The sequence below is a fragment of the Cytobacillus sp. C11.1 genome (assembly GCF_058145115.1).
Genome location: NZ_CM176935.1, coordinates 2,258,276 through 2,275,123 on the forward strand (window position 1 = coordinate 2,258,276; position 16,848 = coordinate 2,275,123).

At 41.2% G+C, this 16,848-nt stretch carries 16 protein-coding genes, 1 pseudogene and 1 riboswitch; of the genes and pseudogenes, 14 read left to right on the forward strand and 3 right to left on the reverse strand.

Annotation, left to right across the window (positions count from 1 at the left end; translation table 11 throughout):
- The first annotated feature begins 154 nt into the window (after positions 1 to 154).
- From comGA to AC3ZVC_RS11190, 9 genes are all read left to right on the forward strand, one after another.
- Positions 155 to 1,225 (forward strand): competence type IV pilus ATPase ComGA, encoded by a 1,071-nt coding sequence (comGA, locus tag AC3ZVC_RS11150; protein WP_490068475.1) that lies wholly within the window; start codon positions 155 to 157, stop codon positions 1,223 to 1,225.
- Positions 1,212 to 2,243: a competence type IV pilus assembly protein ComGB gene (gene comGB / locus AC3ZVC_RS11155; protein WP_490068476.1), complete on the forward strand. Its 1,032-nt coding sequence runs from the start codon at positions 1,212 to 1,214 to the stop codon at positions 2,241 to 2,243. Before comGA ends, comGB begins: the two co-directional genes overlap by 14 nt.
- The gene (comGC, locus tag AC3ZVC_RS11160) at positions 2,243 to 2,602 is read left to right on the forward strand and encodes a competence type IV pilus major pilin ComGC (protein ID WP_490068478.1); all 360 of its coding nucleotides are present in this window, start codon (positions 2,243 to 2,245) and stop codon (positions 2,600 to 2,602) included. The genes comGB and comGC overlap by 1 nt, the downstream gene beginning before the upstream one ends.
- Entirely contained in the window at positions 2,602 to 3,039 is a 438-nt protein-coding gene (comGD, locus tag AC3ZVC_RS11165) for a competence type IV pilus minor pilin ComGD (protein WP_490068479.1), read from the forward strand. The genes comGC and comGD overlap by 1 nt, the downstream gene beginning before the upstream one ends.
- On the forward strand, positions 3,023 to 3,352 hold the full coding sequence (locus AC3ZVC_RS11170) for a phosphatase (RefSeq protein ID WP_490068480.1): 330 nt from the start codon (positions 3,023 to 3,025) through the stop codon (positions 3,350 to 3,352). The genes comGD and AC3ZVC_RS11170 overlap by 17 nt, the downstream gene beginning before the upstream one ends.
- 13 nt (positions 3,353 to 3,365) lie before the next feature.
- Entirely contained in the window at positions 3,366 to 3,782 is a 417-nt protein-coding gene (comGF, locus tag AC3ZVC_RS11175; protein ID WP_490068482.1) for a competence type IV pilus minor pilin ComGF, read from the forward strand.
- Positions 3,772 to 4,155 carry a competence type IV pilus minor pilin ComGG gene (comGG, locus tag AC3ZVC_RS11180; RefSeq protein WP_490068483.1) on the forward strand — a complete coding sequence of 128 codons (384 nt, stop codon included), beginning with the start codon at positions 3,772 to 3,774 and terminating at the stop codon, positions 4,153 to 4,155. Before comGF ends, comGG begins: the two co-directional genes overlap by 11 nt.
- A 13-nt stretch (positions 4,156 to 4,168) precedes the next feature.
- On the forward strand, positions 4,169 to 4,666 hold the full coding sequence (locus AC3ZVC_RS11185) for a shikimate kinase (protein ID WP_490068484.1): 498 nt from the start codon (positions 4,169 to 4,171) through the stop codon (positions 4,664 to 4,666).
- A gap of 107 nt (positions 4,667 to 4,773) precedes the next feature.
- On the forward strand, positions 4,774 to 4,959 hold the full coding sequence (locus AC3ZVC_RS11190) for a YqzE family protein (protein WP_490068486.1): 186 nt from the start codon (positions 4,774 to 4,776) through the stop codon (positions 4,957 to 4,959).
- Positions 4,960 to 5,011: 52 nt separating this feature from the next.
- On the opposite strand, the pseudogene AC3ZVC_RS11195 reads toward AC3ZVC_RS11190, so the two are convergent.
- Positions 5,012 to 5,805 (reverse strand): annotated as a pseudogene (locus AC3ZVC_RS11195) (YqhG family protein).
- Positions 5,783 to 7,471, reverse strand: a complete 1,689-nt coding sequence (locus tag AC3ZVC_RS11200; protein WP_490068488.1) for a DEAD/DEAH box helicase — start codon at positions 7,469 to 7,471, stop codon at positions 5,783 to 5,785. Before AC3ZVC_RS11200 ends, AC3ZVC_RS11195 begins: the two are co-directional and overlap by 23 nt.
- Positions 7,472 to 7,650: 179 nt before the next feature.
- Positions 7,651 to 7,739: riboswitch (glycine riboswitch) on the forward strand.
- A 162-nt stretch (positions 7,740 to 7,901) separates the two neighbouring features.
- Between AC3ZVC_RS11200 and gcvT the strand changes: the two genes are divergently transcribed.
- The 3 genes from gcvT to gcvPB are packed head-to-tail and all read left to right on the forward strand — an operon-like array spanning position 7,902 to position 11,824.
- A complete protein-coding gene (gcvT, locus tag AC3ZVC_RS11205) occupies positions 7,902 to 9,008 on the forward strand; it encodes a glycine cleavage system aminomethyltransferase GcvT (protein ID WP_490068490.1) in 1,107 nt (368 codons plus the stop codon).
- A gap of 16 nt (positions 9,009 to 9,024) precedes the next feature.
- Entirely contained in the window at positions 9,025 to 10,371 is a 1,347-nt protein-coding gene (gene gcvPA / locus AC3ZVC_RS11210) for an aminomethyl-transferring glycine dehydrogenase subunit GcvPA (protein ID WP_490068491.1), read from the forward strand.
- Entirely contained in the window at positions 10,364 to 11,824 is a 1,461-nt protein-coding gene (gene gcvPB, locus AC3ZVC_RS11215; protein WP_490068492.1) for an aminomethyl-transferring glycine dehydrogenase subunit GcvPB, read from the forward strand. Before gcvPA ends, gcvPB begins: the two co-directional genes overlap by 8 nt.
- A gap of 117 nt (positions 11,825 to 11,941) precedes the next feature.
- On the opposite strand, the gene AC3ZVC_RS11220 is transcribed toward gcvPB, so the two are convergent.
- Positions 11,942 to 12,325, reverse strand: a complete 384-nt coding sequence (locus AC3ZVC_RS11220; RefSeq protein ID WP_110064391.1) for a rhodanese-like domain-containing protein — start codon at positions 12,323 to 12,325, stop codon at positions 11,942 to 11,944.
- A 182-nt stretch (positions 12,326 to 12,507) separates the two neighbouring features.
- Between AC3ZVC_RS11220 and AC3ZVC_RS11225 the strand changes: the two genes are divergently transcribed.
- Positions 12,508 to 13,344: a lipoate--protein ligase family protein gene (locus tag AC3ZVC_RS11225; RefSeq protein ID WP_490068493.1), complete on the forward strand. Its 837-nt coding sequence runs from the start codon at positions 12,508 to 12,510 to the stop codon at positions 13,342 to 13,344.
- An 807-nt stretch (positions 13,345 to 14,151) separates the two neighbouring features.
- Entirely contained in the window at positions 14,152 to 16,713 is a 2,562-nt protein-coding gene (locus AC3ZVC_RS11230; protein WP_490068494.1) for a vitamin B12-dependent ribonucleotide reductase, read from the forward strand.
- Positions 16,714 to 16,848 lie beyond the last annotated feature (135 nt).

Below are 16,848 nucleotides of genomic sequence, written 5' to 3' on the forward strand. Positions count from 1 at the left end.
TTAAATGCCTCTCGGCTTGTCACGATAATATTTTTAGATAACTCCTATTTTTTTATTCACAAATTCGTCAAAAAGTTATGTCGTTAATGAAAGGAATTACTCGGAATAAGCCGAATATATTCATTACATTAAAAAAAGGTGGTGTTAAAATCAATTGAGCACAATCGAAAGAATGGCTGAGCGAATTATTAAAGATGCCGTCAGGAGCCATGCCTCAGACATTCATATCATTCCCCGCAGAAAAGATACTCTTATCCAGTTAAGGTTTGGAAGCAAACTGACTCCAAGGCTTTATCTTCCTAGAGAAGAATGCGACAGACTGATTTCACATTTTAAGTTTACTGCTTCAATGGATATTGGTGAAAAAAGGCGGCCGCAAAGCGGAGCTTATTCTCTTGAAATCGATGGACAAATGATTGGACTCCGTTTTTCTACTCTTCCTTCCAGCTACAATGAAAGTCTCGTAATCAGAATTCTTCCCCAGCAGGAACAAATTCCTTTCTTTCAAATCAGCCTTTTCCCAAACATGACAAGAAAAATGCTGGCTCTGCTGAAGCATGCTCACGGCCTAATAATTTTTACTGGTCCAACCGGAAGCGGCAAAACCACAACACTGTATTCCTTATTAAATGAGACTTCCCATATGTTCCACAGAAATGTCATAACTCTGGAAGATCCAATTGAAAAAGTAAATGACATGGTTCTCCAAGTCCAAGTTAATGAAAAAGCAGGCGTTTCCTATGCTGCCGGTTTAAAGGCTATACTTCGCCATGACCCGGACATCATTATGGTCGGTGAGATCCGAGATGCAGAAACAGCCAAAATAGCAGTAAGGGCAGCGCTGACTGGTCATTTAGTTTTGAGCACAATGCATACAAGGGATGCAAAAGGGGCTGTACATCGTCTAGCTGAATTTGGCGTAAACATGCTTGAGATTGAACAGACTCTAGTGGCGGTGACGGCACAGCGGCTTGTGGAACTTACTTGCCCATACTGTGAGGGTGAATGTTCGCCTTATTGTTATGGATATGGCAGATGGAAGAGGGCAAGTGTATTTGAACTCCTGGCGGGGAGAGCGCTGAATGCTTCCATAAAAGAGGCCAGAGGGGAGGCGAATGATGTGAATTATCGTACGTTAAAGGAGGTAATTACAAAGGGGATAGCCCTTGGCTATATTAAGGAATCGGAATACAGCAGGTGGGTGCATGACAATGAACCAACATAAATGGACAATTAATGAACAAGGATATTTTCTAAAAAATACAGGTGATCTTTTGTCCAGGGGATATCCATTATCTGAAGCATTAGAATCACTAATACACCAGCTTCCAAGCAAAAGAAAACAGGAGATAAGCCAGTGCATCTCTGAGTTGAAAGAAGGATACCCCTTTTATCAAATTCTTTCCAATATGAACTTTAATAAAAGCTTGATAGGATACGTGTTTTTTGCTGAGCAGCACGGAGGTCTGGCAGCGGCGTTTCTTGATGGCAGTGAAATGATTCTGAAGAGAAGAAAGGAAGTTGATAAGTTAAAGAAACTAATCGCATATCCTCTTTTTTTAATCCTAATTACCTCATTTCTCTTTGTTTTCGTAGAAAATATACTATTGCCCCGTTTTTCTTCTTTGTTTGTTTCGATGAAACTGCAGCCTAATTTCTTCACAAAAGTTGTCTACCTTTTTGGCGAGCTTCTCCCTTTGTTATTGATCCTAAGTCTTTTCAGTATCATTGTTCTGCTTGGCTACTATTTTTTTAGTTTTCGAAAGCAATCTTCACTTGATCAGAAGCGGAAAATTGTGAGAATTCCTGTCGCAGGCCCTTTTCTTCGTCTGTACTATACTCACTTCTTTGCTGTGCAGCTTAGTTATCTATTAGCAGGCGGCCTTTCTGTGTTTGAAGCTCTAAGTTTATTTGAGAGACATGATAAACAGCCATTTTACAGGGAGATAGGCGAGGTTATGAAAATAAATTTGCGCAAGGGAGAAAAGCTGGAGGATATTTTAATAAGTTTCCCTTTCTTTGAAAGGGAGTTATCAAACATTGTAAGGCACGGGCAGAAAAATGGAAAATTGGATCAGGAATTAATCTTCTTTAGCAGGCACTGCTTAGATCTGCTTGAGGAAAAAACAGAAAAGCTGCTCAAACTGATTCAGCCGCTTTTATACTTGTTTATCGGCTTCTTGATTGTATCCATGTATCTGGCGGTTTTACTGCCAATGTATCATTTATTGGAGGGATTTTAATGAAATTACAGAAAGTCAAAAATGAAAAGGGATTCACACTGATTGAGATGATGATTGTTTTGCTGGTTATTTCAGTGCTGTTAATCATCACCATACCGAATGTGACTAAACATAATTCAAAAATTAACAGCAAAGGTTGTGAGGCTTTTATTCAAATGGTTCAAGCTCAGGTTCAGGCGTATGAGATAGATAAAAAAGCACCACCAGCTACTATCCAAGAATTAGTAGATGAAGAGTATCTTACTGATAAAACAAAATCATGTCCGAATGGGGATGAGATTAAAATTTCCACTGATGGAAAGGTTGAACTTGCAACCCCTCCTCCTGCTTCTCCAGAGACAGATACATCAGGAACATGATGAAAAATCAACAAGGATTCACTCTAGTTGAATCCCTCTTCGTTCTCAGCATATTCATCATTATTGCCTCGATTACGGCTGTTTTGGTTAAGCCACATTTCCTCTACTTTGAAAAACAAATGTTTTTTTCCCAATTAAAATCTGATTTGATGTATGCCCAGCAGTATGCAATAACTCATCATACAGATGTGGTCGTCCAGTTTGTACCAGACCAGCACCTTTATACCGCACAGGTGAAGTTAGGTTCGGATATCATTATTAGCCGGGAATATTCTGCTTTGTTTGAGATAAGGAAGGGGACCATGCCTTTGTATTTTCAGTATGGACCTAGCGGGAACACGAATAAATTTGGCAGCCTTTATATTAAGATTGGCGAGGAAAGGTACTTGATTACTTTTTTAATAGGGAGAGGGAGGTTTTATGTGGCGAAAGAATGATGGCTTCCTCATGGCTGAGCTGCTGCTTTCATTATCAGCCTGGATGATTGTGGTGGGAGTACTTTTCCCCCTCATAATAAAAGCGGTTGAGCACTCTGTTGAAATGGAACAGGATTTTGAAAGCACACAGCTCCTTTATGAAAGCTTGCAGCAAACTGTGGTTGAAGGGTATTCGCCTTCCGGTAAATCTATTAAGAGGAGCCAAACAGTATATGAAATCTTTTTAAAGGAAAGCGCAGAATTAACGGAGGTTTGTGTAAAGTATGAAGATATATTTAAGAAAGCCAATGAGAAATGTGAGGTATATAAATAGCGAAGGCTTTACCATGCTGGAGATGCTTTTTGCTTTTTCAATATTCTTGATGCTTGTTTCCTTTTTGCCGCTTAGCTTTAACTTTCTCTTTCAGGACTGGAAATTTGATGCAAGGACACAACGGCTTGAATGGCTGGTATTTATCAATCAGATGAAAAAGGAAGTCAGGCTTGCAGATTATGCAGATGTCTCAAATGAAAGAATTGTATTAAAGATAGCCGGGCAAAACGTAGTATATGAAAAATACGGTTCAAGCCTGCGGAGAAGAGTGGACTTGAAAGGCCATGAAATTGTTTTGCAGCAGGTTGATTCTATTTCATTTACTAGCATTAACGGAGGATTGGAAATGGAAGTGAAAGATACATTTGCCCAGGTATATTCTGCCTCCCTTTATTCCTATATAAATTGGGAGGGTACTAATGTGCCGTAACGAAAAGGGATTTGTTTATCCTCTTACATTTACAATTATTCTTGCTGCTTTCCTTTTGCTAACGATCCAATTGGAACAATATTTATCGGAAAAAAGACTCATCGAAGAAGCGAAAACGGTTTTAGTGCAAGAGTATTATTTATTAAACGCTCTCAAGAACACAGAAAGATTGCTGAAAGAGAAACAGGTATATGATTTATCAGGTTATTATTACTTTGCAAATGGGCATGTATCCTACAGTATGGCACCCCTAGCTTCGAGTTTGTACCAAATCACATTCAGAACAAAACTAGGCTCTGATTCCGAATTCACAACGTACGCTTATTATGACATCGATTTGGAAAAAGTGATAAAATGGAGTGAAAAAAACTGATTGGGGAAAAAGGATGAAATCAATTTACTTAATAGGATTCATGGGTGCAGGCAAGACCACCATAGGTAAAGAACTAGCGGCTTATGTGAATAAAGAAGTAATTGATACTGATGAAGAGATTGTTAAACGTGAGAAAAAAAGCATAATTGACATTTTTGCAGAACAAGGTGAACTATATTTCAGATTGCTTGAAACTAAAATACTGCAGGAGCTGAATAACCGGGAAGCTGTTATCACAACAGGCGGCGGAATAGTCGTTAGGCCTGAAAACAGGGAAGCACTAAAAGGGAAAGGGAATGTTTTTTTTCTTTATGCTACACCGGAGGAAATATTTAAGCGTCTTGAAAATGATCAATCTAGACCCTTGCTTGAAGGGGATAAAATGAAAAAAATCCGCGAGCTGTATGAAGAAAGAATGCCTTTATACAAAGAAGCAGCAAATGTAATCATTGACACGACCCATAAAGAAAGTGGCGTTATTATTAATGAAATTATAAGCCGTTTAGAATAATTTTGCCTGGACATACTTGTTAATGACGACAATGTGAAACTTCTAAATGTGCAGTTTCCATCACAGTTAGTTGGGTGGACCATGAGCGGAAAAGGCAGGTGTGTCAAATGAAATCAAACGAGTACGTAAAATATATCACACAGACTGTAGTTAAATATATTGACCAGCCCAAGGATGAACGAAAAAAGCACAGGATGGAGAAAAAGGAAATGAAAGAACCCTTTCTATTCAGGTGGTTTGGCGTACTTCCTTATATTTTCTACTTTGCCCTAAATAAGAAAAAACATAAATAGCACCAAAACAGGAAACCGGCAGCAACTGCCGGTTTTTGCTTTTATGCTTTGTTCAGACAGCGCTGTCTGTCAGATAAAAGAGACCTCCGTTAATGATGGAAATATTAATTTTTGGCTCATATTGCTCTTTCAGGGCGGTTTTTTCAGTTTCGTAGCTTTCGCCTTTTTCCTCAGCATCCTCATAAAAATGCTCCAGCAAATCCAGATCCTTTTTCCAGCGCATCCTGGCATCATCTGCCCAGCTATGCTCTTCCTGCTCAATCCCCATCTTTAAAAAATTCGCTACCCTTGATACACCGCTTTTCGGCATAATGAGTGGAGAAAGAGTAAAAGAATAATCAGGGATCTGGGTGTTAAATTCATTTTAAGCAGCTTGTCATGGAAGTCCTCCGCCATTTGCCCATTTATTAATTGGAGGCCAATCGATTTGAAAACGTCTCTCTTCCGGTCACATTGGTAGGAGATTCGAACGTTCATACCCAGCCAGGGCCGTAATGGAGTTTGCTGGCCGGGAGCATGATGATGATTTTCATAAAGTCTGATATAGCCTGCAAGGTTTCGGGCAGACTCAAATATTTGGTGCAATCGGGGGGATCCAAAATGAATGATCTCTCCTTTTAAATGGTCAGGAGCCAGCTGCTGGTTTGTAATAAGGGTCAGCTGCATGGGATTTGGGATACCGCCTGTTTTCTCCAAGTAATGCCAATAGAACGGCCGGTTCATGAGTTCCTTATCAAGTTCGATGGTAAGCTGAACTGTCATATAACCTGGGCCTTTATTGACAATCTCACATCCATTTGCGTGAAAATATCTCTCAAGAAATTTATGAATTTCCTGTTGCTGCATTCAGTCCACCCTCTTTCATATCCTCTGCAAATTGAATCATGCTAGTTAAGTTCTCCATTTTAATTCTCATCTCACCCTCTGAAGATGATTTTCCAAAAATATCAATAAGGTGATCATCAATGTTGCCAAATTCAAGCTTTGTTAAAATATCATCCAAATCTCCAATAACTTTTTCAAACAGGTTGATTTTCTCATATAACAGTTTCAGAACATGCTCTTCAACTGTATTCTTAGTGGCAAAGTTATAAATCAAAACATCCTTCTCCTGGCCTAGACGATGGATACGGCCAATCCTCTGTTCAAGGCGCATCGGATTCCATGGAAGGTCGAAATTAATGATATGATTGCAAAATTGAAGGTTTATTCCTTCTCCTCCTGCTTCTGTTGCAATGAGAACCTGGGCATTCTTTTGAAAAAGTTCTCTCATCCAATCCTTTTTGCCCCGTTTGAACCCTCCCCTAAAAGGGACTGAGGTAATGCCGTATTGTTTCAAAAACCATTGCAGATACATTTGGGTTGCACGATATTCTGTAAAAATAATTACTTTATCATTTATTTTTTGGATTAATTCAAGAGCCTTTTGGGCTTTTGAATTTTGCTGGACAGCTTCAACCTTGGAAACAAGGTATTGAATTTGTTCCTGGAAAGCTTTAGTAGGCTCTTCTTGTTTTTTGAGCATATTCTGCAAAGTGAAATAAACAGCCTCCCTGCTGCTGCATGCTTCCCTTTGCAGAGTCATTACAGAAAATTGGCTGGAACTCACCCAATCGCCTTCTCTTCGCAATTCGGTTACAGCATCATATAGCTCTCTCTCTGCCTGGGAAAATTCAATCGGAATGGTTTCAACATGTCTCTTGGTCCATTCGATCCCTGTGTCCGCCCTGCGGTTCCGAATCATAACTTTATTTACTAGCTCTTTTAAATGTTCATCATCATTTAACGAACGTGAATCTTTTTTATAACTCTCATAAAAGGCCGACTCGTTGCCGAGATGGCCGGGTTTTAGGAGGGATACCAAATTAAATATTTCTCCGATCCGGTTTTGGATCGGAGTTGCGGTTAACAGAAGGCAAAATTTCTTCTTTAAATTTTGCACAAACTCATAGTTTTTTGTTTTATTATTTTTAAGCTTGTGAGCTTCATCGATTATGATCAAATCATAGTCCAGGCTGTAAATGATGTCCCGGTGGGGATTCCGTTTGGCGGTGTCTATGGAAGAAACCACAACATCACATTGCTCCCATACATAGCTTTTCCGCTGGGCAACTGCTGGGATGAAAAACTTGCTGTTCAGCTCCATTGCCCATTGAGATACCAGGGAAGCCGGAACGAGAATCAACACTTTTTTTACTAAACCTCTTATCATATATTCCTTTAAAATAAGACCAGCCTCAATCGTTTTCCCAAGACCAACCTCATCTGCAAGGATGGCTTTTCCGTTCATGCTTTCAACAACCTGCTTTGCTACTTCCAGCTGATGGGGAAGCGGTGTCAGATTAGGCAGGTGCTTTGGAGCCTGAAGGCCTTCAAATTCGGGAATGACCGTATGCTTTTCAACTTCTACAGCCAGCTTATACAGTTCCCAATTTCCCCAAGGACCATCGTCTTCTATTCTCTTTAAAAATTCATCCTGCCAGGAAGAATCAAAGCCAATTTGCACCGTCATAAAAACAGCTCCTTTAATCTATATAAACATATTGCCCAAACCTGGTTTAGGTGGTAGGATGATAATAGCTTTGAAAGTTTTGAAAGTTAACACATTAAATTTAGTTTATCGAAATAATGGAGTCATTATTTTTCTGTTTGGTATAAGTATGACCAACTTGGGAAATTTTATAAATGCGAATGATAACAAGGGGAGAGACTACGTTTGTAGCGCCGAAGGAGCAAGCAAATCCTGTGAATCTCTCAGGCAAAAGAACTCTTGTTTGACGCAGCTCTGGAGAGTGCTTCTATAAAGGAGCCACCCAAGGGGAAAGCCGATTTCGGTAAACTTTCAGGTGCAAGGACAGGGATCTTCTCAATTACGAGGGGATACTCTGTCCTTTTTTATGTTTCCTACACCGTTTTAAAAAGATTATGAGGGGGACGAGTAAATGTCACAGTTAAAGCGCACACCTTTGTATGAGGTGTACAAAGATTATGGAGCAAAAACCATCGATTTTGGGGGCTGGGACCTTCCTGTACAGTTTTCAAGCATTAAAGAAGAACATGAAGCAGTCCGTACCAGGGCTGGCCTTTTCGATGTATCCCATATGGGTGAGATCGAAGTGAAAGGCATTGACAGCCTTGCTTATCTTCAAAAAATGATGACAAATGATGTTTCAAAATTAAAAAACGCTGGTGCTCAATATACAGCGATGTGTTATGAGAATGGCGGAACTGTTGATGATTTACTTGTCTATAAAATTGGCGATGACCACTATCTGCTAGTTGTAAATGCATCAAATATTGAAAAGGATTACCAATGGCTGCAAGACCATGTTGAAGGCAATGTGGAATTGAAAAACCTTTCGGAAGATATGGCGCAGCTTGCACTCCAAGGACCGCTTGCTGAAAAGGTAATGCAAAAGCTTGCTGGAAATACAAGCTTGGGGGAAATCGGCTTTTTCAAATTTCAGCAGGATGTTGATCTGAATGGAAAGAAAGCCCTTGTTTCAAGAACTGGTTATACTGGAGAAGATGGTTTTGAAGTATACTGCGATGCGAGGGATGCTGTAGCATTGTGGAATGAAATACTTGAAGCAGGCAAAGAAGATGGCGTGCTTCCATGCGGCCTTGGCGCTCGGGATACACTCCGATTTGAGGCTAATCTTGCACTATATGGCCAGGAACTTTCCCCTGATATAACACCGCTTGAAGCAGGAATTGGCTTTGCTGTAAAAGTGAACAAAGAAGCTGGTTTTATCGGCAAGGAAGTTCTGAAGCAGCAAAAAGAAAATGGGGTTCCCCGCAAGCTTGCCGGGATTGAAATGATTGACCGCGGAATCCCGCGCCATGGCTATCCTGTTTATAAAGGAGAAGAGCTTATCGGGGAAGTGACAACAGGCACCCAATCTCCAACCTTAAAGAAGAATATTGGCCTTGCACTTATTAAAAAAGAACATACTGAGCTAGGAACAGAAGTGGAAGTAGAAATTCGCGGCAAACGTTTAAAAGCAAAAATTGCATCTACACCTTTCTATAAAAGAGAAAAGAACTAACCGGGGGGAGAAAACGATGAAACATCGCTATTTACCGATGACAGAGTCTGACCAGAAAGCAATGCTCGAAACGATCGGCGTTAAAGCTGTGGAAGAGCTTTTCAGTGACATTCCTGAAAGCGTAAGATTTAAAGGTGAATATAAAATAAAACCTGCAAAATCTGAAACAGCACTAATGAAAGAGCTCACTTTAATGGCACAGAAAAATGCCGATCTTCGCACAAACACCTCTTTCCTTGGAGCAGGTGTATACGACCATTACATGCCGGTTATCGTTGACCATGTATTATCGCGTTCAGAATTTTATACTGCTTACACTCCTTACCAGCCGGAAATATCCCAAGGTGAGCTTCAGGCAATTTTTGAATTCCAGACGATGATCTGCGAATTGACTGGAATGGATGTCGCGAACTCCTCCATGTATGATGGTGGAACGGCTCTTGCTGAAGCTGCAATGCTTAGTGCGGGAAATACACGCCGCAAAAAAGTGCTGATCTCAAGCAGCGTTCATCCTGAGTCAAAGGAAGTTGTCAAGACTTATGCGAAGGGCCAATATATTGAGGTAATTGAAATTCCTCACAAAGATGGTGTAACAGATCTTGACGCGTTAAACGATATGATTGGCGATGATATTGCAGCAGTAATCGTCCAGTATCCAAACTTCTTCGGAAGAGTAGAGCCACTAAAAGAGCTTGAAGAAATTATTCATGCACATAAATCAATGTTTGTGGTTTCAAGCAACCCGCTTTCTCTAGGAGCATTAACGCCTCCGGGAAAATTCGGAGCAGATATCGTGGCTGGGGATGCACAGCCTTTTGGGATTCCTACAGCTTTCGGCGGGCCGCACTGCGGATATTTTGCCGTTACATCCAAGCTGATGAGAAAAGTTCCGGGACGCCTCGTTGGCCAGACTGTTGATGATCAAGGGCGCCGAGGCTTTGTTCTGACGCTTCAGGCTCGTGAGCAGCATATCCGCCGCGATAAAGCAACGTCCAACATCTGTTCCAATCAGGCGTTAAATGCTCTTGCTGCATCTGTAGCAATGACTGCTCTAGGAAAGAAGGGCGTTAAAGAAATGGCTGTTTCCAACATGCAAAAAGCCCATTATGCCAAAAAGCAGTTTAAAGAAAATGGTTTCGAAATAGCATTTGAAGGCCCTTCATTTAATGAATTTGTCATTAAGCTGAACAAGCCGGTCAAAGAAGTAAACAAACAGCTTTTGGAAAAGGGCATTATTGGCGGCTTTGATCTTGGCAGAGATTTTGCTGACTTGAAAAACCATATGCTAGTTGCTGTAACTGAATTAAGAACGAAAGAAGAAATTGATACATTTGTTAAAGAAATGGGGGATTACCATGCATAAGGAAGATCAGCCACTCATCTTTGAAGTAAGTACAGCAGGGCGTATCGGTTACAGCCTCCCTGAAATGGATGTTCCGGAAACAGATTTAAGCGAACTTCTCCCTGAAGGTTATTTAAGAATAGAAGAGCCTGAACTGCCAGAAGTATCCGAGCTTGATATTATGCGCCATTATACGGCTCTCTCCAAACGTAACCATGGAGTTGATTCAGGATTCTATCCATTGGGATCATGCACCATGAAATATAATCCTAAAATCAATGAAAATGTTGCCCGCTTTAACGGGTTTGCCCATTTGCATCCCCTTCAGGATGAAAGCTCTGTACAAGGTGCATTGGAACTTATGTATGATTTGCAGGAGCATCTGATTGAAATTACAGGAATGGATGAAGTAACGCTTCAGCCGGCTGCCGGGGCGCACGGAGAATGGACTGGACTAATGATGATCCGTGCTTACCATGAAGCTAATGGCGATACGAAGCGTACCAAAGTTATAGTTCCTGACTCTGCCCACGGTACAAACCCGGCTTCTGCAACAGTAGCAGGATTTGAAACAATAACCGTTAAATCAAACGAAAACGGTTTGGTCGATTTAGAGGACTTAAGAAGAGTGGTTGGCGAAGATACTGCTGCCCTAATGCTGACAAACCCTAACACTTTGGGCCTTTTCGAAGAAAATATTCTGGAAATGGCTGAGATTGTGCACGGTGCAGGCGGAAAACTTTATTATGATGGAGCCAATCTGAATGCCGTTCTTTCCAAAGCCCGCCCAGGAGATATGGGATTTGACGTTGTTCACCTTAATCTTCATAAAACCTTTACTGGGCCGCACGGCGGCGGCGGACCGGGATCAGGTCCTGTCGGTGTAAAAGCAGATCTAATTCCATACCTTCCGAAGCCTATATTGGTTAAGAAAGATGGCAAGTATGAATTTGATTATGACCGTCCGCAATCAATCGGCCGAGTGAAGCCTTATTATGGAAACTTCGGCATCAATGTACGTGCTTACACATATATCCGTACAATGGGACCGGATGGATTAAAGGCTGTAACAGAATATGCGGTATTAAATGCAAACTATATGATGAGAAGGCTGGCACCATTCTTTGATCTTCCTTTTGACAGGCATTGCAAACATGAATTTGTATTGAGTGGAAAGCGCCAGAAAAAGCTGGGAGTCCGCACATTGGATATAGCCAAGCGCCTTCTTGATTTTGGCTACCATCCGCCAACAATTTACTTCCCGCTTAATGTGGAAGAGTGCATTATGATCGAACCGACAGAAACAGAATCAAAAGAAACGCTGGATTCCTTTGTTGATGCCATGATCCAAATTGCCAAAGAAGCAGAGGAAAACCCTGAGATCGTTCAGGAAGCGCCTCATACAACGGTTATCGGACGCCTTGATGAAACAATGGCTGCCCGCAAACCTGTTCTTCGCTATCAAAAGCAATAAAAAAATTAAAGGATGTCCCGGAATAGGGGCATCCTTTTTGCTGTTTTAATTGAGAGAAAGCAGGAAAATATCAAAAAATCCCAGCCGAAAATGGCTGGGGCCTTTAGTCTATCACTATTATTTTTTCGCTTTAACTTTGCCGGACCATTTTTTGAATCCGCCCTGAAGGTGTGAAAGGTCTTTATAGCCTTTACGATGCAAAAACTGGGCAGCTCTCGCGCTTCTCATGCCGCTTTGGCAATATAGGTATACAGGCTTGTCCGGACGCAATTCCTTCATTCGCGTTTTCATTTGTGAAAGCGGAATATTGCGGGCACCTAAAATATGACCATTCTCAAATTCGTTTGGTTCGCGGACATCAATTAATTGGGCTTTTCTATAACCTTCGCGAAACTGGTCTTCAGTAAGCGTTTTAACAATCCTGCGCTGATATAACCAAGTAACGACGGAGTAGGTAATAATTGCACCTAAAATGATAAGAATGAAATAAAGTGTATCCAATGTGTCTTTCTCCTTTCACACTTAGCTAAGCCAACTTATATTATATAAGCCTTTCCTTATGCGAGTAAAGGGAATCTGCTAAATTTATTATGGAAAATCAACTTGCTTTAATTTTCGTATGAATTTTGGTAGACTATAAACCGCAAATGACTGGTTAAAGAATCTGTAAATGAGGGTTACATATGACAAAAGAAGTTTGGCGTTTTATTGATTCAGGAGAGGGATCTCCTTCTTTTAATATGGCTTTGGATGAGGCCCTGCTTGATTGGAACAGTTCGGGGAAGATGCCTCCGGTTATTCGTTTCTATGGATGGAATCCAGCGACGCTTTCCATCGGGTACTTCCAAAAGGTTGAAAAAGAAATCGATATGGAGGCCGTTAAACAGCATGGGTTGGGTTTTGTGCGCAGGCCTACAGGCGGCAGGGGCGTGCTTCATGAACATGAGCTTACATATAGTGTAATTGTTCCGGAAGAGCATCCTGATATGCCAATGACTGTGACTGAAGCTTACAGAGTCATTTCAGAAGGAATATTAAAAGGATTTCACGCACTTGGGATGGAGGCATACTTTGCAGTGCCGAAGACTGCTGAGGAAAGGGATTCATTAAAGAATCCCAGGTCCGCTGTTTGTTTCGATGCTCCAAGCTGGTATGAGCTTGTGGTAGAAGGACGCAAAGTGGCCGGCAGTGCCCAAACAAGGCAAAAAGGGGTAATCCTGCAGCATGGATCCATTTTGCTTGACTTGGATGAAGATAAACTGTTTAGCTTATTCAAGTATCCAAACGAAAGAGTAAAAGAGAGAATGCAGAAAGCTTTTAAAAATAAAGCTGTTGCCATGAACCAGCTGACATCCGAAAAGTTCACTCTGGATCAGGCCAAACGGGCTTTTAAAAAAGGCTTTGAGGAAGGCCTGAATATAGAGCTGGAACCATACGAGCTGACTGCTGAAGAAATGGCATATGTGCAAAAAATTGCAAAAGAGCGCTATGAAAATGAAGAATGGAACTATAAAAGATAGGCTGTTTTCGCAAACTTTTGCCACTTTTTATACAAGTATAGAGGAGAGGCTGATTCTCAGTTCCAGGATGCTCAGCAAACCGCGGGGCGGGCGGTGAGCATCCTTGGCGAGCAGCGCCTGTGTGATCTCAACTGTTCCGCTCGGAGTCTCGCACCTTACGCTCCAACCAACAAACCTAATATAATAATGTTCCTATTCACAAATCTATTCAAAAACAGCAATCTTTTAGAAAACAGCCAAAGATAAAAAGCGGCCCTGTCGCTTTTTTCTTTTTGGCTATGCTTATTTTGATTTTAGAACTGGTGATTGAAACAGATGGCTGAACTGCTCAAAATGCCTTCGTAATTACTTCGCGGGACCTTTTAACAGGTATGCATATTCTCATTTTCCTGCGTGAAAGGGTAGGCAAGGAAATCCCGCAGAAAACGAGCGCCTGCAGCGGAAAATCAAGATGCATGTTTAACAGAGTCTTTTTTTATTTTTTGAACATTTTACCAATTCATATATATATAAAGTGCAAACCTCGAAATTTATGAAAATTTATCGTTATTTGTCGTAAATCTGTCATTAACTCTTGTTTTCTTCAAAATCTAGTATTTTTTAAGTTTGACAAAATCGGTTAAGCCTGAATCGAACACAACATATAGTGGTGTCGAAAATATTTTAAACACTATATATTGATTTTGGGGTTTGAGGTATGGTAACTTTAGGGTACTCTTCTAACACAGCTAGAGTTGCTCTAACTATGAAAATGTTTACACAACATACAGAAAAATGGCATGAATTTATATCGAAGGAGTTGTAACAATGTCTGTTGCGCTAGGACAAAAAATGAAATTGAACATCGATCGTTTGAACAAGGACATCCGTTTATTCCCTCAGGTTCACCCTGTAACCCCGGATATGAAAATGACCCACAAAGGTGTTTCCCGTTTAGTCATGCTGGACAGATACACTTTCAAAGATACTGAGAAAGTGACTCTGACAAATGGTGACTTCGTTGTCCTAACTATCAAAGAAGATCCGAAATTTCCAGCCCGCGGCCTAGGTTTTATCCTGGATATTGACTGGGAAAACAAGACAGCCAAAGTTTTAGTCGAAGAAGATTACAGAGGCGTGCTCGATGATCCGGAGGAAGCACGTACAGGCATTATCACGAAGCCGCTGGATGTAATTGAAAAACCGCTTGAAATCTACTACGAACAAATTGCTAAACGTAACGCAACAGGCCTTGCATCGGTAGAGAAGACAGAAGAAAAAAGAAAAGAATGGTTTGAAAAATTCTACCAGGAACTAAAGAACTTAAACTTCATCCCGGCCGGCCGTGTTCTTTACGGAGCAGGTGCTGACACGGATGTAACGTATTTCAACTGTTACGTAATGCCTTTTGTACAGGATTCCCGAGAAGGCATATCAGAGCACCGCAAGCAGGTTATGGAAATCATGAGCCGCGGCGGCGGAGTGGGAACAAACGGTTCTACCCTAAGACCTCGCAATACACTGGCAAAAGGAGTCAACGGTAAATCTTCCGGTTCAGTTTCCTGGCTGGATGACATTGCGAAACTGACTCACCTTGTTGAACAGGGAGGGTCACGCAGAGGGGCTCAGATGATTATGCTGTCGGACTGGCATCCGGACATTATTGAATTCATAATTTCTAAAATGCAAAATCCAAGGATTTTACGATTCCTTCTTGAAAATACAAACGATGAAACCATAAAAAAATATGCTAAAGAAAAATTGAAATTTACCCCTTTCACCGAACAGGAAATTGCTATGTATCAGGGAATTGTTAATTACAAGACTATTCCTGGATATGGCGGATTCAGCGAGAAGATCATCAAAGATGCAGAAGAAAAACTGTCTGCTGGCGGTACGTACAGTGTCCATAATTCTGAATTCCTGACAGGTGCAAATATTTCAGTCTGCCTGACAAAAGATTTCATGGATGCAGTCGAGAATGACACAGAATACGATCTTCGCTTCCCTGATGTGGAATCCTACGATGCCGAGACCATGAAAATATATAATGAAGAATGGCACAAAGTGGGTGACGTAAGAGAATGGGATAAGCTTGGCTACAAGGTTCGAGTTTACCGCAAAATTAAAGCGAAAGAACTTTGGAACTTAATTAATATTTGTGCAACATACTCTGCAGAACCAGGAATCTTCTTTATCGATAATGCCAACGACATGACAAATGCACAGGCATATGGACAAAAGGTTGTAGCAACAAACCCGTGTGGGGAACAGCCTCTCGCACCATATTCTGTCTGCAATCTGGCAGCAGTGAACCTGGCAGAAATGGCAGATAAGGAAAACAAAACAGTAAACTTTGAAAAGCTGAAGCGTACTGTCGAAGTGGGCGTTCGTATGCAGGATAATGTAATAGATGCAACCCCATACTTCCTTGAAGAGAACCAAAAGCAGGCGCTTGGTGAGCGCCGTGTTGGCCTTGGCGTTATGGGACTTCATGATTTGCTCATCTACTGCGAAACTGAATATGGCTCGGGAGAAGGAAATGATCTGATAGACAAAGTCTTTGAAACAATTGCAACGACAGCGTACAGAGCTTCTGTAGAGCTTGCAAAGGAAAAGGGAAGCTTCCCATTCTTAACAGGTGAGAATGCAGAGGATACAAACCGCTTACGCCAAGCATTTACACAAACAGGCTTCATGAAGAAAATGCCTGAAGATATCCGTCAGTCTATCCTGGAAAAGGGAATTCGTAATTCGCATCTATTAACTGTTGCTCCGACTGGATCTACAGGAACAATGGTTGGAGTTTCTACAGGCCTTGAACCATACTTCTCATTCTCTTACTTCAGAAGCGGCCGTTTAGGCAAGTTTATCGAAGTAAAGGCAGATATCGTTCAGGAATATTTGGATCGCAACCCCGATGCAGATCCGGATAATCTGCCTGAATGGTTTATTGCAGCGATGGATTTGGCTCCTGAAGCACATGCCGATGTACAATGTGTAATCCAGCGCTGGATTGACAGCTCAATAAGCAAAACAGTAAATGCGCCGAAGGGCTACAGTGTTGAGCAGGTTGAAAAAGTGTATGAGCGCCTGTACCGCGGCGGTGCCAAGGGTGGAACGGTCTATGTTGACGGATCGCGCGATTCTCAGGTCTTAACCCTGAAAGCAGAAGAAAACAGCTTTGATGATACAGAAACAGTTAAGAAAGAAAAAACAAAGCAGCACGTTGTCTTAGTTGATACGATCAGCGACCTTCGTTCAACTGATGTAACAATCGGTTCAGAAGTAGGCAATACCTGCCCGGTATGCCGAAAAGGAAAGGTAAAAGAAATCGGCGGATGCAATACGTGTACTAACTGTAATGCCCAGCTGAAATGCGGGTTATAATTAGGTTAAGTAAAAGTTGATTTTAGGACTGTTGATGGAGCGTAAGGTATAACTAGCAACTACGTTTGCGAAAGCAGCCAAATAAAAAAGAATTACCAAAGAAGATGGAAATAATTGTTCCATCTTCTTTTTTTG

Bases quoted from the DNA above. Each gene is read 5' to 3' on its own strand.
- comGB (WP_490068476.1), top strand. From the start codon at position 1,212: ATGAACCAACATAAATGGACAATTAATGAACAAGGATATTTTCTAAAA.
- comGC (WP_490068478.1), top strand. From the start codon at position 2,243: ATGAAATTACAGAAAGTCAAAAATGAAAAGGGATTCACACTGATTGAG.
- comGD (WP_490068479.1), top strand. From the start codon at position 2,602: ATGAAAAATCAACAAGGATTCACTCTAGTTGAATCCCTCTTCGTTCTC.
- AC3ZVC_RS11170 (WP_490068480.1), top strand. From the start codon at position 3,023: ATGTGGCGAAAGAATGATGGCTTCCTCATGGCTGAGCTGCTGCTTTCA.
- comGF (WP_490068482.1), top strand. From the start codon at position 3,366: ATGCTGGAGATGCTTTTTGCTTTTTCAATATTCTTGATGCTTGTTTCC.
- comGG (WP_490068483.1), top strand. From the start codon at position 3,772: ATGTGCCGTAACGAAAAGGGATTTGTTTATCCTCTTACATTTACAATT.
- AC3ZVC_RS11185 (WP_490068484.1), top strand. From the start codon at position 4,169: ATGAAATCAATTTACTTAATAGGATTCATGGGTGCAGGCAAGACCACC.
- AC3ZVC_RS11190 (WP_490068486.1), top strand. From the start codon at position 4,774: ATGAAATCAAACGAGTACGTAAAATATATCACACAGACTGTAGTTAAA.
- AC3ZVC_RS11200 (WP_490068488.1), bottom strand. From the start codon at position 7,471: ATGACGGTGCAAATTGGCTTTGATTCTTCCTGGCAGGATGAATTTTTA.
- gcvT (WP_490068490.1), top strand. From the start codon at position 7,902: ATGTCACAGTTAAAGCGCACACCTTTGTATGAGGTGTACAAAGATTAT.
- gcvPA (WP_490068491.1), top strand. From the start codon at position 9,025: ATGAAACATCGCTATTTACCGATGACAGAGTCTGACCAGAAAGCAATG.
- gcvPB (WP_490068492.1), top strand. From the start codon at position 10,364: ATGCATAAGGAAGATCAGCCACTCATCTTTGAAGTAAGTACAGCAGGG.
- AC3ZVC_RS11225 (WP_490068493.1), top strand. From the start codon at position 12,508: ATGACAAAAGAAGTTTGGCGTTTTATTGATTCAGGAGAGGGATCTCCT.
- AC3ZVC_RS11230 (WP_490068494.1), top strand. From the start codon at position 14,152: ATGTCTGTTGCGCTAGGACAAAAAATGAAATTGAACATCGATCGTTTG.